The organism is Lentzea sp. NPDC020367 (genome assembly GCF_044387305.1).
Taxonomy (GTDB): Bacteria; Actinomycetota; Actinomycetes; order Mycobacteriales; family Pseudonocardiaceae; genus Lentzea.
Genome location: NZ_JBIRVV010000013.1, coordinates 40,764 through 54,031, shown reverse-complemented (window position 1 = coordinate 54,031; position 13,268 = coordinate 40,764). Strand labels below are relative to the sequence as shown.

Genomic DNA, 13,268 nt, shown 5'->3' with positions numbered 1-13,268 from the left:
CCTGGGTGTGGCACACCTAGGGAGAAGGTGTCCTGGTTGAGGCCGTTCTTCGGCGCGAGTGTTGTGGCCATGAGCAAAGTTGTGTTGATCAGTGGAGCTTCCAGCGGCATCGGCGAGGCCACGGCCCGAGTGCTGGCGGCGGCAGGACATCAGGTGTTCCTCGGAGCACGGCGGGAGGACCGGCTGGCGGCGCTGGCGGACGAGGTCGGCGGTGCCCACGCGCCGCTGGACGTGACGTCCCGTGCGTCGTTCCAGTCCTTTGTGGACGCCGCGGTGGAGCGGTACGGGCGCGTCGACGTGCTGGTGAACAACGCCGGCGTGATGCCGTTGTCCCTCATGGACTCGTTGAAGGTCGACGAGTGGGACCGCATGGTGGACGTGAACATCAAGGGCGTGCTGAACGGCATCGCCGCCGTGCTGCCACGGTTCGCAGGCGGCGGGCACGTCGTGAACGTCGCCTCGGTCGGCGCGCACATGGTCATGCCGACCGCCGCCGTGTACTGCGCGACGAAGTACGCGGTGTGGGCGCTGTCCGAGGGACTGCGTCAGGAGCGCGACGACCTGCGCGTCACCGTGATCTCGCCCGGTGTCACGGAGTCCGAGCTGGCGGACACCATCACCGAGGACTTCGCGGCGTCGTTGATGGAGGACTTCCGCAAGCTCGCGCTGCCGGCGTCCGCCATCGGTGACGCCATCGCGTACGCGATCTCGCAGCCGGCGGAGGTCGACGTCAACGAGATCGTCGTGCGGCCGGTTTCGCAGCGTTAGGCGCCGGTGGTCGATCCCGGCCGGAGGATCATCAGCACGGTCACGGTGGCCCACAGCAGGTTGAAGATCCCCGTGTACATGGCCAGGTGCTTGATGTCCTTGGTCTTCAACGCCTTCTCCTGGCCGGGAAGGATCTTCAGGGCCAGCACGAACGCGGCGGCGGTGGTGAGCGCGATCGACACGATCACCCAGGGGTGGCCGGTCACGCCCATCACGCCGGCCGTCGCGAACCCGAAGACCGGCACCGAGATGCCGATCAGGGCGTAGACGCGGCAGATCCGGTGCAGCAGTTCGGGATTGCCGGCCGTGGTCACCGCCTTCGGGAACATGCTGGCGGCGACGGTGACGGGGCCGATGGCGATGATGGCGGCGAGGACGTGCAGCGAGAGGAAGAACTTGCTCACGCGGCCCTCCACGCGGTGCCGCGGCGCTCGTGGGCGAACAGCTCCTCGACCTCCAGGGCCTGCTGGGCGCCGAGTTCGCGGTCGATCAGGTGGATGCCGAGGTCGACGCCCGAACTGACGCCGGCGGCGGTGACCAGGTCGCCGTCGTCGACGATGCGCGCACGGATGGCGTTCACGCCCATGGACTCCAGCGCGTGCAGCCCGAGGTGGTTGGTGGTGGCGTTGCGGCCCTTGATCAGACCGGCGATGGCCAGCAGCAACGACCCTCCGCACACGGTGGCGATGATCGCCTTCGCGTCCTTCAGTGCGGGTCCGAGCGTCGCGGCGCCCGCGCTGAGCAGGGCGAAGATCTCGTCCTCCTGGAGTGCTGCCGCTCCGGGGACGACGATGACGTCGGTGCCGGGGTCGAGCCGGGCGGTTGCCTTCAGGGACAACAGGCCGAGGCCGGCGGGGACCTCGCGCGCACCCTCGACCGTCACCAGTTCGGTCCGGACCCCGCCCGCGGTCAGCGTCTCGTACGGGCCGATCGCGTCCAACGGGTCGAAGCCGTCGAACAACACCACTTGAGCTTTCACTTCGTTCACTCCTCGCTTCGGTGATCAAAACGGTAGGAGCGGGAGGCCGTGGCGAGAACTGGCTGGAATGCCATGTTCCAACGGATTCTCGCCAGCTACGGTGGTGGACGTGCACGAGGTGGCAGTGGTAGCGATGGACAGCGTGGTCCCGTTCGACTTCGCGACGCCGGTCGACGCGTTCAACTGGGTCGGGCGGTACCGGGTGCGCGTCTGCGGTCCGAAGAGGACTGTCGACGCGGGCTGTTTCGAGATCAAAGTCCCGCACGGCTTGGAGTTGCTGTCCGAAGTGGACACAATTGTTCTTCCCGGCCACGACCCGCGCATGGTCGTGCCGAAGCCGTTGATCGACGCGCTGCGGCAGGCGGCGGCGAGGGGCGCGCGGATCGCGTCGATCTGCACCGGGGCGTTCGTGTTCGCGGAGACCGGCCTGCTCGACGGGATGCGGGTGACCACGCACTGGCTGGGCGCCGAGGAGCTGGCCGAGCGGTTTCCGGCGCTGGAGGTCGACCCGGACGTGCTCTACGTCGACAACGGGCAGTTCCTCACGTCCGCGGGCGCCGCGGCGGGGCTGGACCTGTGCCTGCACATGATCCGGCGCGACCACGGGTCGGCGGTGGCGGCCGACGCGGCGCGGTTCGCCGTGATGCCCCTGGAACGGGAAGGCGGGCAGGCGCAGTTCATCGTGACACCGCCCGTGACGCCTCAGGGCGCGGAACTGGAGCCCGTGCTGCGGTGGATGGAGGCCAACGCGTCGCTCGAACTGACGCTGGAGGACCTGGCGAAGCAGGCGGGCATGAGCACGCGGACGTTGAACCGGCGCTTCCGCGAGCAGACCGGCACGACGCCGCTCCAGTGGCTGCACCGCGCGCGAGTTCGCCAGGCGCAGCACCTGCTGGAGACGACCAGGGACCCGGTGGAGCTGATCGCGAGCCGCGTGGGCTTCGGCTCGGCCACGGCGTTCCGCGACAGGTTCAAGCGGATCGCCGGGACCTCACCGCAGAGCTACCGGGCGGCTTTTCAGGGCTGAGAGTGCTCGTGCAGCAGGAGGAGCGTGTACGCGGCGATCGACTGGGCGTCGGTGATCTCGCCCTTCGCGATCATCGACTCGAAGTCGGCACGCGGGAACCACGCCGAGCGCATGTCCTGTTCCTCGTGCTCCCGCTCGTGGAAGCCCTCGGTGAGCTGGGTCGCGAGGAACACGCGCCCGCGCTGCGACGACATGCCGGGCGCGACGTCGAGCAGCCCGAGCTCGATCATTTTCCCGGCGCGCAGCCCGGTCTCCTCGCGCAGCTCACGAGTCGCGAGCTGCAGCGGGTTGGAGTCGGCGCGGTCCGGCGCGGTGCCCTGGGGGAACTCCCAGCGGCGCAGGCCGATCGGATACCGGAACTGCTCGACGAGCCGCACGCGCTCGCCGTCGAGCGGGATGATCAACGCGAAGTCGGGCTTGTCGACCACGCCGTAGATACCGCTCGAACCGTCCGCACGCTGGATCTCGTCCTCGCGAACGGTCATCCACGGGTTTACGTACACCTGACGGGTGCCGAGGCTTTCCACGCCACGGACCGTACCTAACGTCGGCATTCTGGACACACCCCGTAGCCTGTCGCGGTGCGTCTCGTCATCGCTCGCTGCAAGGTCGACTACGTAGGCCGGCTCACCGCCCATCTGCCCATGGCTCAGCGACTGCTGCTGATCAAGGCTGACGGCTCTGTGTCGATCCACTCCGACGACCGCGCGTACAAGCCGTTGAACTGGATGAGCCCGCCCTGCTGGCTGATCGAGGACCCGGACATCTGGACCGTGCAGAACAAGGCGGGGGAGAAGCTGATCATCACCCTCGAAGAGGTCCTGCACGACTCCAAGCACGAGCTCGGCCCAGAGCCAGGCCTGCAGAAGGACGGCGTCGAAGCCGACCTGCAGAAGCTGCTCGCCGAGCACGTCACCACCCTGGGCGACGGCTGGTCGCTGGTGCGCCGCGAGTTCCCGACCCCGATCGGCCCGGTCGACCTGATGTGCCGCGACTCCGCGGGCAAGTCGGTCGCCGTGGAGATCAAGCGGCGCGGCGAGATCGACGGCGTCGAGCAGCTGACCCGGTACCTGGAGCTGCTCAACCGCGACCCGCTGCTGGCGCCGGTGCAGGGTGTGTTCGCGGCGCAGCAGATCAAGCCGCAGGCGCGGGTGCTGGCCGAGGACCGCGGGATCCGGTGCGTGGTGCTGGACTACGACGCGTTGCGCGGGATCGAGCCGGACGAGTTCCGGCTGTTCTAGCCGCCTTCGAACATGCCGATGGCCTGGATCGCCGCCGAGAGCGAGTGGTCCGGGCCTGACGTCTCGTGCGCGAGTTTGACCGCTCGCATCGGTCTGCCCGCGATGACCAGTTCCATGAGTTCCGCGAGCGTTTCGTCAGCCAACGACTCCAGCAGCGCGAGTGCGGCGGTGTCGCGCGCGACGGCGTGCGTTTCGAACTCGGTCACGACGTGAGTTTCCGCGAACGGGCTTCCGCCCGCACGCGGGTTTTCGCGCGCCCGGACTTCAGTGAGCGCCCCAGATCAGCTCGTGGTTTGGTGATCAACCACACGGGGTAGGAACTCGCTCACCTGGAGTACTGTCCTCTCCTGGTCGGTTATGTTCGACTTTGTTGAATTCTTGGAGGTGGGCAGTGTCGATGTCGGTGCTGGCCGAGGCGGACCTGCGGCTTGACGCGGGACCGATCGACTACGCGTTGCTAGTCATCTACTTCGGAGTGGTTCTCGGCATCGGCGTGATGGCACGACGATCCGTCTCCTCCAGCCTGGACTTCCTGCTGTCGGGGCGGTCGTTGCCCGCGTGGGTGACCGGGCTCGCGTTCATCTCCGCGAACCTCGGCGCGCTCGAGCTGATGGGCATGACCGCGAACGGCGCGCAGTACGGCATGGCGACCGTGCACTACTACTGGATCGGCGCCATCCCCGCGATGGTGTTCCTCGGTCTGGTGATGATGCCGTTCTACTACGGCTCGAAAGTGCGCAGCGTTCCCGAGTTCATGCGCCGCCGCTTCGGCAAGCCGGCTCACCTGGTCAACGCCATCAGCTTCGCCGTCGCGCAGATCCTGATCGCGGGCATCAACCTGTTCGCGCTCGCGGTGATCATCGACGCGCTGCTCGGGTGGCCGTTGCCGGTGTCCATCGTCGTCGCGGCACTGGTGGTGCTCGCGTACACGACGCTCGGTGGTCTGTCGGCTGCCATCTACAACGAGGTGCTGCAGTTCTTCGTCATCGTGGCCGCGTTGGCGCCGTTGACGATCATCGGCCTGATCAAGGTCGGTGGCTGGCAGGGCATCGTCGAGAAGATCAGCGACCAGGAGCAGCTGTCCGCGTGGCCCGCGACAGAACTCACCGGCATCAACAGCCCGGTGTGGAGTGTCGTCGGGTTGGTGTTCGGTCTCGGCTTCGTGCTGTCGTTCGGTTACTGGACGACGAACTTCGCCGAGGTGCAGCGCGCGATGAGCGCCAAGTCGATGTCCGCGGCCAAGCGCACGCCGATCATCGGCGCGTACCCGAAGGCGCTCATCCCGGCGATCATCATCATCCCCGGCATCATCGCCGCGATCATCGTGCCGGAGATGGCGCAGCTCAAGGCCGGCGACACGAGCAGCGGCGTCGTCTACAACAACGTGCTGCCGTTGCTGATGCGCGATCTGCTGCCCAACGGCATCCTCGGCATCGCGATCACGGGTCTGCTGGCGAGCTTCATGGCCGGTGTGGCGGCGAACGTCAGCTCGTTCAACACCGTCTTCACGTACGACCTGTGGCAGGACTACATCAAGAAGGACCGGCCGGACGAGTACTACCTGCGCGTCGGGCGGTTGGCCACGGTCGGCGCGTGCGTGCTCGCGATCGGCACGGCGTTCATCGCCGCGGCGCTCGGCGGGTCCAACATCATGGACTACATCCAGGCGCTGTTCTCGTTCTTCAACGCGCCGCTGTTCGCGACGTTCATCCTCGGCATGTTCTGGAAGCGGATGACGCCGACCGCCGGTTGGGTCGGTCTGCTCGCGGGCACGTTCACCGCGATCTTCATCTACGTGATCTCGGAGCCCTCGTTCGGCATCGAGCTGCTGGAGCTGCCCGGCCAGGGCGCGAGCTTCCTCGGCGCGGGTCTCGCGTTCGTGGTCGACATCGTCGTGAGCTTCGCGGTCAGTCTCGTCACGCGGCCGAAGCCGGACAGCGAGCTCGGCGGGCTGGTCTACAGCCTGACGCCCAAGGAAGACAGGGCGCATTCCACCACCGGTGAGGACGCCGGCTGGTACCGCTCGCCGGCCCTGCTCGGCGGCGGAGTGCTGGTCCTGACCACTGCTCTCTACTTCATCTTCGGCTGAGGGAGGTTGCCATGAGGTTGTTCGACCTGCGACTGATCATCGCTTTCCTCTTCGGCCTGTACGGCGTTGTACTGGTCGTCATCGGTCTCGCGTTCACGACCGACGAGGACCTGAAGAAGGCCGAAGGGGTCAACATCAACCTGTGGGCGGGCATCGCCATGGCGGTGCTGGCGGCGGTGTTCGCCGCGTGGGCGATGCTGCGGCCTCAGTTCGCGGAAGCGGACAAGCAGCCGCTCAAGGAGCTATGACTGGGGACGACCAGGGTAAACAGGGTTGAAGGCCTCGATCGTCCACGCGTCGAGCCAGTTGAATGCGCGGCGAATTCGGTTTCGCACGTCTCTCCTTCTGTCGGGGTCTTCACCCTGTACATCGCGTCGATCTTCTGAATCGTTCCCGTAGCGCTGGGTGACATGTGCCACGGGACAACTCGGGGTACCGCCCACGAACGCACGCAAAGGGCACTACCGTGCACGTCGTGCCTCGTTTTCGTGCCACCGCTGTGGTCGCCGCCGCCGCGCTGCTGATGGCCGGCTGCGCGACCGGGCCGGGTCTTGCCAAGACCAACTCGCCGCGCCGGACCGTGCAGGCGGGTGCGGACGCGAACACGACCGATCCGTCGACCAAGCCGTCGGCGCAGGCGGGCAAGCCCGTCGACCCGGCGTTCGCGGCGGAACGGCTGCGGCTGATCAACCCGTGCGCGTTGATCGACAAGGACGTGTTGCAGACGGTCGGCACGCCGTCGAAGTACACGAGCAGCTCGTACACGCGCTGCTCCAACTACATGAAGGACAAGGGCGGCAAGACGCTCAACTTCACGCTGGACATCGGGTACTCGCTGACGTCCACCGAGGTGAAGAACGCGACCAAGCAGATCGCGAGCCTCAAGAGCGGCGAGCAGAAGCTGAGCGGCACGTCGTGCTTCATCTGGGTCTTGACGCAGGAGAACCCGGCGCAGGCCGTACGGATCCAGGTGAGCACCAGCAGTGACGGCAGCGAGGCGTGCGAGCCGGGACGCAAGGTGCTCGAAGGCGTGGTGCGCAAGCTCAAGGGCAACCCGCAGAAGTACAGCCCGCCGAAGGGCTCGCCGGTCGAGGTCGACCCGTGCACGATCGTCGACAAGGCGACGCTCTCGCCCGTGCTCGGTGCCTCGCCGCGTGCGCTGCCGTTCGGTCTGCACCAGTGCTCGTGGACGGGGCAGAGCGCGCAGATGCAGATCGAGTTCAAGACGGCGCGCATCCCGAAGGACGGCAAGTTCGACACCAGGTCGGTCGAGACCGATCTCGGCGGCGGGCTGAAGGGTTACCAGGCGTTCAAGGACGGTCCGTTCCCGACGTGCGAGCTGGTGGTGGTCCGGACGAAGGACCAGAGCGACGCGGGTGAGATCGTGGAGTTCATCGTCGCGGCCTCGAAGGAGAAGGAAATGGATCGCTGCCAGGCGGCGCAAGCGTTCGCCAAGGCGGTTCTTCCTGCCCTGCCCCAGGCCTGACGGCTCCCTCCACGGGACCAGGCGGGGGCTGAAAGTTCTTCGAGTACGCGTTAGTGTCGAGGTTACTGGCGAGTACCGGAGGAGTCCTATGACGCAGACCGCTTCGAACAGCGCGCTGTCGGCCGATGGCGAGCAGCGGCGGTTCGCATCACTGGACCCGCGCACGGGCGAAGTCGTCGCGCATCACCCGATCCACACGGCCGCCGAGGTCGAGGACGCGGTGTCGTCGGCGCGCGACGCCGCCGCGTGGTGGGCGGGCCTCGGGTTCGAGGGGCGCAAGACCAAGCTCGACGCGTGGCGCAAGATCCTCTCGCAGCGCGCGGACGAGTTCATCTCGTTGATCAGCTCGGAGACGGGCAAACCCGCCGACGACTCCCGCGTCGAGGTCGCGCTGGTGATGGACCACCTGCACTGGGCCTCGCGACATGCCGGCCGTGTGTTGGGCAAGCGCCGGGTGTCCTCGGGCATGCTGATGTTCAACCACGGCGCGACGCTGGAGTACCGGCCGTTGGGCGTCATCGGCGTCATCGGGCCGTGGAACTACCCCGCGCACACGCCGATGGGTTCGATCTCCTACGCCCTGTCCGCGGGCAACGCCGTCGTGTTCAAGCCGTCGGAGTTCACGCCGGGCGTCGGTACGTTCCTCGCGTCGACCTTCACCGAGGCGGTGCCGGAGTACCCGGTGTTCCAGGTGGTCACGGGCTTCGGTGAGACGGGCGCGGCGCTGGTCGGCGCGGGCGTCGACAAGATCGCGTTCACCGGTTCCACCCGGACCGGCAAGAAGGTCATGGCCGCGGCCGCCTCGTCGCTGACGCCGGTGCTGGTCGAGTGCGGGGGCAAGGACGCGTTGATCGTCGACTCGGACGCCGACCTGACCGCCGCCGCCGAGGCCGCGATCTGGGGCGCGGTGTCCAACGCCGGCCAGACGTGCGCGGGCGTGGAGCGGATCTACGTGGCCGAGGACGTCGCCGACGAGTTCACCGAGATCGTCGTGAAGCGCGCGAAGAAGCTCAAGCCGGGTGGCGAGCCGAACGCGAACCTCGGGCCGATCACGATGCCGTCGCAGGTGGAGATCATCCGCGAGCACGTGCAGGACGCGCTGGACCGCGGCGGCAAGGCGCTCGTGGGCGGGCCGGACTCGATCAGGCCCCCGTACGTCGAGCCGGTGGTGCTGGTGGACGTGCCGGAGGACTCGCTGGCGGTCACCGAGGAGACCTTCGGGCCGACCGTGGTGATCAACCGGGTGCCGAACGCGCTGGAGGGCGTGCGGCTGGCGAACCAGTCGAAGTACGGGCTGGGTGCCGCCGTGTTCTCGAAGGCGCGTGGCGAGGAACTGGCGTCGGAGCTGCGGGTCGGGATGGTGTCGATCAACTCGGTGCTGACCTACGCGGCGATTCCCGGGCTGCCGTTCGGCGGTGTCGGCGACTCCGGGTTCGGGCGCATCCACGGCGAGGACGGGCTACGCGAGTTCTCCTACGCCAAGGCCGTGACGAAGCTGAAGTTCAAGTCGCTGATCAACATGGCGACGTTCGACAGGTCCTCCATGGCGGGCAAGCAGATGCTGCGCCTCGCCCGGACGCTCTTCGGTCGCTGAAGAGCGTCCGGGGCGTGAGCTCTCAGACGCCGAGCTGCGTCTTCATGTCGTCCAGGACCACGTTCGCGGCGAGCACGCCGAGGCCGAGGAAGTAGGTCTCGTCGAGGACCGGCTTGGCCTTGCCCGCCTTGACGGCGTTCAGGCCGGTCCACAGTGGACCGCCGAGCACCGAGGGCTGCGCGGTCTTGGCCGGGTCGCCGTAGGTGGAGTAGAGGATGAAGTCGCCGTCGGCCTTGCTGATCTGCTCCGCGCTGACCTCGGCGGCCAGGTCGTCCACCTGGGACGAGGTCGGCTGCCCGATCTTGGCGTCGATCAGGATCGTGCCGATGAACGACTTCTTGGCGTACAAGCGGATGCGACCCGGCATGAAGCGCAGCGCCGTGACGGTCGGGCGCACACCGAGCTTCTTCTCGATGGCGTTGCCGGTCTCGGTGGCCTTGTTCGTGTACTCCTCGAGCATCTTCGCGGCGTCGGCCTGGCGGTCGAGCGCGGCGGCGTTCAGCAGGAAGTTCTCCTTCCACACGTAGCCGGGACGCACGCTGAACACTGTCGGGGCGATCGCGGAGAGCTTCGGGTAGAGGGCCTCCGCGCGCAGCTGCGAGCCCAGGATCAGGTCCGGGTTCAGCTTGGTGATCGCTTCGAGGTTGAGGTTGTTGGTCGTGCCGACGTTCTCCGGCGTGCCGCCCTTGTCGCCGATGTAGGACGGCATGGTCGGTGAGCCGTCGGTGTAGGCGATGCCGACGGGCTTGATGCCGAGCGCCACGACGTTGTCGAGTTCGCCCGTGTCGAGCACGATCACTCGTTCGGGTTTCTTCTCGAGCTTGGTCTCGCCCATCGCGTGCTTGATGGTGCGGGGGAACTCGCCGGGCTTCTGCGTCGTGCCGAAACCGTTGCTCAGTTCGTACGCCTTGCCGAAGTCCTCGCCACCTTGGGCGACGGTCGGCTTGTCCGGCGTGCTGGAGCAGGCGGTCAGGGTCAGGGCGACTGCTACGAGCAGCGCTGCTCTCTTCGACACGACGTTGTTCCTCCACTACGGAACGTGATGTTGACCTGCATTTGTTAGGGCGGCCTAACGGTAGCGGGGTCCTTTGCCTGTTCCGAGTGTCAGACCCCCGGAGTAAGAAGGAACACGGTCACCGACTTCTCGGGAGGGCTGTTCTATGAAGAAGATCATCAACGATCCGGAAACCGTGGTGCAGGACGCGCTGCGGGGGATGCAGGCCGCCCATCCCGATCTGCTGGCCGTGCACCAGGACCCGGCGGTCATCGTGCGGGCCGGTGGGCCGGTGCAGGGCAAGGTCGCGATCATCTCGGGTGGAGGGTCGGGCCACGAACCGTTGCACGGCGGGTTCGTCGGGCGGGGCATGCTCGACGCGGCCTGTCCTGGCCCCGTGTTCACGTCGCCGACGGCGGACCAGGTGGTCGACGCCGTGGCGCGGACGGACGGCGGCGCGGGCGCGTTGCTGATCGTGAAGAACTACACCGGCGACGTGCTGAACTTCGAGATGGCCGGCGAGCTGGCGGAGACCGAGGTCAGGTCGGTCGTGATCGACGACGACGTGGCGGTGAAGGACTCGCTGTACACGGCCGGCCGCCGGGGCGTCGGTGGCACGGTGCTGCTGGAGAAGATCGTCGGCGCGGCGGCGGAGCGCGGTGATGATCTGGCGGCGTGCGAGGCGCTGTCCCAGAGGGTGATCGCGTCGGTGCGTTCGATGGGCCTGGCTCTGACGTCGTGCACGGTGCCGCACGTGGGCTCGCCGTCGTTCGAACTGGCCGACGACGAGATGGAGATCGGCATCGGCATCCACGGCGAGCCGGGCCGGCAGAAGGTTCCCGTGGGCACGGCGTCCGAGATGGTGTCGGCGTTGCTGGAGCCGATCCTGTCGGACCTGCCGTTCTCGTCGGGGGACCGGGTGCTGCTGTTCACGAACTCGATGGGCGGTACTCCGCTGATCGAGCTGTACTTGGCGCACGGCATCGCGGAACAGCTGCTGGCCGATCGGGGGATCGTCGTGGAACGCAGGCTGGTCGGCCCGTACATCACGAGCCTGGAGATGCAGGGCATGAGCCTGACACTGCTTCGGCTGGACGACGAGATGATCTCCCTGTGGGACGCGCCGGTCCACACGCCCGCGCTGCGCTGGGGAGTCTGAAGTGGGCTGCACGGCAGCGGACGTCGTGACGGCACTGCGAGCCGCCGCGGCTGTGGTCCAGGAGCACCGCGACGAGCTGGTGCGCCTGGACCAGGCGATCGGCGACGCCGACCACGGCGAGAACATGAGGCGCGGCTTCACCGCGCTGCTGTCGCGTTTGGACGCCGAACCGCCGGACACCCCGGGCAAGGTCCTGAAGCTGGTGGCCACCACGCTGATCTCCACGGTGGGCGGAGCGGCGGGCCCGTTGTACGGCACCGCTTTCCTGCGCGCGTCGGCCGCCGTGGGCGACGCGCCCGAACTCGACGGCGCTCTGATCGCCCGCGCCTTGCAGGGCGCACTGGACGGCGTGTTCGCGCGCGGCAAGGCCGTCGTGGGCGACAAGACGATGGTCGACGCCCTCACACCGGCCGTGACAGCAGCGGCGTCCGCCGAAGGCTCGGTGTCCGCCGCCCTGTCGGCAGCGGCCGACGCGGCAGCGGAAGGGGCGGAGTCGACGGTCCCGATGGTGGCGCGCAAGGGCCGAGCCTCCTACCTGGGCGAGCGCAGCGCCGGCCACATGGATCCGGGCGCCAGGTCGACGGCGCTACTGCTCCGTGCCTTCGCGGACGCGGCGGCCAAGGCATGACGGCGGCCGCGGACACCGGCCGCGTGGGCCTGGTAGTCGTCTCGCACAGCGACATGCTGGCCAACGGCGTGGCGGAGTTGGCCACCCAAATGGCCCCCGACGTCTCCGTGCTGCCCGTGGGCGGCACGGACGAGGGTGGCCTGGGCACCGACTACGCCTCAGTCGTCGAGGCCCTGGCGGACGCAGACTCCGGCGCGGGCGTCGTCGTGCTCTACGACCTGGGCAGCGCCAAGATGACGGCCGAGATGGCGGTGGAATCGGCAGACGACCCGTCCCGCTACCTGGTGGTAGACGCACCCCTGGTCGAAGGCGCGGTAGCCGCGGCAGTCGCCGCCCAGGGAGCCGCTTCCCTGGCCGACGTGGCCGCCGCGGCAGAGGGCGCGTCCGGCGAGGCCCCGGTAGCCGCACCAAGCCGCCCCGCCCTGCACCTGGTGCCGGACGCGGTGTCGGCGGAAGTGCTGCTGACCAACGAGGTAGGCCTGCACGCCCGCCCAGCGGCCTTGCTGGCCCGCACCGTCGCCGAACTCGACGCCGACGTGGTCGTCCGCTACGGCAACGAGGAGGCGAACGCGGCCAGCGTGCTGGCGCTGATGGGCCTGAGCGCGCCCGGCGGCAAGTCCATCACCGTGGTGGCCACGGGCAAGGACGCCGGCGAGGCGGTGCGCCGCATCGAGGAGCTGGCGGAGAGGGGGTTCGACGACTAACGCACGGCCACCGCGGCCGCGCTGCGCGCCGTGAGGTGCGGGTGGGCTGGTGCAAGCTGACCGTGAGGTGTGGGCGGGCTGGTCGAAGCTGGCCGCAAGGAGCGCGCGGGCTGTCGGAAGCGGGCTGCGAGGTGTGAGTGGCGTTGGTAGTAGGCGGAAGGTCGTAGGTGCGGACGCCCACGCCGTCCACCCAGAACCGCGCCGCCGTGGCGTCGTAGAAGCGGGCGATGAGTTTGTCGAGGGCGACTGACCGAGAGCGGGGGCCGCGGTGCGTGGGCGGCTGGCCGCGAGCTGTAGCGGCTGGTCGAGAGTGGGCTGCGAGGTGTGAGCGGCTGGTCGAGGGTGGTGTCGCGCGGTGTCCGATGGCGTCGCGTGGAGGTGGCCGCGTGGTGACGCCCTACCCGGACCTGAGGGCGTTGCCCCGAACCAACCTGGCTCGTCCGGCGCTGCCGGGTTCTGTCTCAACGTGGGTCGCCGCGGCAACTGTCCCGACCGCGCTGAGTTCGAGCGACCCGCATGCCCCTGGGCGGTCCCCGTCCTGCCGAGTTCGATGGCACTCGCGCGTCCGCAGCGCTTCCTGGACGTGCTGGCTCCATCCA

15 protein-coding genes are annotated in these 13,268 nt (G+C 68.2%); 10 read left to right on the top strand and 5 right to left on the bottom strand.

From position 1 onward, the window contains the following. Positions 1-69 precede the first annotated feature (69 nt). The gene (locus ACH413_RS37740) at positions 70-768 is read left to right on the top strand and encodes an SDR family oxidoreductase (protein ID WP_360047826.1); all 699 of its coding nucleotides are present in this window, start codon (positions 70-72) and stop codon (positions 766-768) included. On the opposite strand, the gene ACH413_RS37735 is transcribed toward ACH413_RS37740, so the two are convergent. Together ACH413_RS37735 and ACH413_RS37730 are read right to left on the bottom strand one after the other, a co-directional pair. Next, entirely contained in the window at positions 765-1,172 is a 408-nt protein-coding gene (locus tag ACH413_RS37735) for a hypothetical protein (RefSeq protein ID WP_360047825.1), read from the bottom strand. The two genes, ACH413_RS37740 and ACH413_RS37735, sit on opposite strands and share 4 nt — an antisense overlap. Then, a complete protein-coding gene (locus tag ACH413_RS37730) occupies positions 1,169-1,747 on the bottom strand; it encodes a DJ-1/PfpI family protein (protein WP_360047823.1) in 579 nt (192 codons plus the stop codon). Before ACH413_RS37730 ends, ACH413_RS37735 begins: the two co-directional genes overlap by 4 nt. Positions 1,748-1,856: 109 nt before the next feature. Between ACH413_RS37730 and ACH413_RS37725 the strand changes: the two genes are divergently transcribed. Next, positions 1,857-2,774: a helix-turn-helix domain-containing protein gene (locus ACH413_RS37725; RefSeq protein ID WP_360047822.1), complete on the top strand. Its 918-nt coding sequence runs from the start codon at positions 1,857-1,859 to the stop codon at positions 2,772-2,774. Here the strand turns inward: ACH413_RS37725 and ACH413_RS37720 are convergent. Further along, on the bottom strand, positions 2,765-3,301 hold the full coding sequence (locus ACH413_RS37720) for an NUDIX hydrolase (protein WP_360047820.1): 537 nt from the start codon (positions 3,299-3,301) through the stop codon (positions 2,765-2,767). The two genes, ACH413_RS37725 and ACH413_RS37720, sit on opposite strands and share 10 nt — an antisense overlap. 54 nt (positions 3,302-3,355) lie before the next feature. Between ACH413_RS37720 and nucS the strand changes: the two genes are divergently transcribed. Then, entirely contained in the window at positions 3,356-4,015 is a 660-nt protein-coding gene (gene nucS, locus ACH413_RS37715) for an endonuclease NucS (protein WP_093592765.1), read from the top strand. Here nucS and ACH413_RS37710 read toward each other — a convergent pair. Continuing rightward, entirely contained in the window at positions 4,012-4,221 is a 210-nt protein-coding gene (locus ACH413_RS37710) for a hypothetical protein (RefSeq protein WP_360047818.1), read from the bottom strand. The genes nucS and ACH413_RS37710 overlap by 4 nt on opposite strands. Before the next feature lie 191 nt (positions 4,222-4,412). Here ACH413_RS37710 and ACH413_RS37705 point away from each other — a divergent pair, with 191 nt between their 5' ends. The 4 genes from ACH413_RS37705 to ACH413_RS37690 all read left to right on the top strand — a co-directional run bounded on the left by ACH413_RS37705 (position 4,413) and on the right by ACH413_RS37690 (position 9,184). Continuing rightward, positions 4,413-6,104 (top strand): sodium:solute symporter family protein, encoded by a 1,692-nt coding sequence (locus tag ACH413_RS37705; protein ID WP_360047890.1) that lies wholly within the window; start codon positions 4,413-4,415, stop codon positions 6,102-6,104. 11 nt (positions 6,105-6,115) lie between these two features. Further along, positions 6,116-6,352: a hypothetical protein gene (locus ACH413_RS37700; protein WP_360047816.1), complete on the top strand. Its 237-nt coding sequence runs from the start codon at positions 6,116-6,118 to the stop codon at positions 6,350-6,352. Between the two features lie 227 nt (positions 6,353-6,579). Next, positions 6,580-7,590 carry a hypothetical protein gene (locus ACH413_RS37695; protein ID WP_360047814.1) on the top strand — a complete coding sequence of 337 codons (1,011 nt, stop codon included), beginning with the start codon at positions 6,580-6,582 and terminating at the stop codon, positions 7,588-7,590. An 88-nt stretch (positions 7,591-7,678) separates the two neighbouring features. Continuing rightward, a complete protein-coding gene (locus tag ACH413_RS37690) occupies positions 7,679-9,184 on the top strand; it encodes an aldehyde dehydrogenase family protein (protein WP_360047813.1) in 1,506 nt (501 codons plus the stop codon). Between the two features lie 22 nt (positions 9,185-9,206). Here the strand turns inward: ACH413_RS37690 and ACH413_RS37685 are convergent, their stop codons facing one another. Further along, positions 9,207-10,199 (bottom strand): iron-siderophore ABC transporter substrate-binding protein, encoded by a 993-nt coding sequence (locus ACH413_RS37685; protein WP_360047811.1) that lies wholly within the window; start codon positions 10,197-10,199, stop codon positions 9,207-9,209. A gap of 145 nt (positions 10,200-10,344) precedes the next feature. Here ACH413_RS37685 and dhaK point away from each other — a divergent pair, with 145 nt between their 5' ends. The 3 genes from dhaK to dhaM are packed head-to-tail and all read left to right on the top strand — an operon-like array spanning position 10,345 to position 12,669. Then, positions 10,345-11,337, top strand: coding sequence for a dihydroxyacetone kinase subunit DhaK (gene dhaK / locus ACH413_RS37680; RefSeq protein ID WP_360047810.1), 993 nt, complete (start codon positions 10,345-10,347; stop codon positions 11,335-11,337). 1 nt (position 11,338) lies between these two features. After that, complete coding sequence (dhaL, locus tag ACH413_RS37675; RefSeq protein WP_360047808.1) at positions 11,339-11,965, top strand: dihydroxyacetone kinase subunit DhaL; 627 nt, start codon at positions 11,339-11,341, stop codon at positions 11,963-11,965. Beyond that, complete coding sequence (dhaM, locus tag ACH413_RS37670) at positions 11,962-12,669, top strand: dihydroxyacetone kinase phosphoryl donor subunit DhaM (RefSeq protein WP_360047806.1); 708 nt, start codon at positions 11,962-11,964, stop codon at positions 12,667-12,669. The genes dhaL and dhaM overlap by 4 nt, the downstream gene beginning before the upstream one ends. Positions 12,670-13,268: the final 599 nt, after the last annotated feature.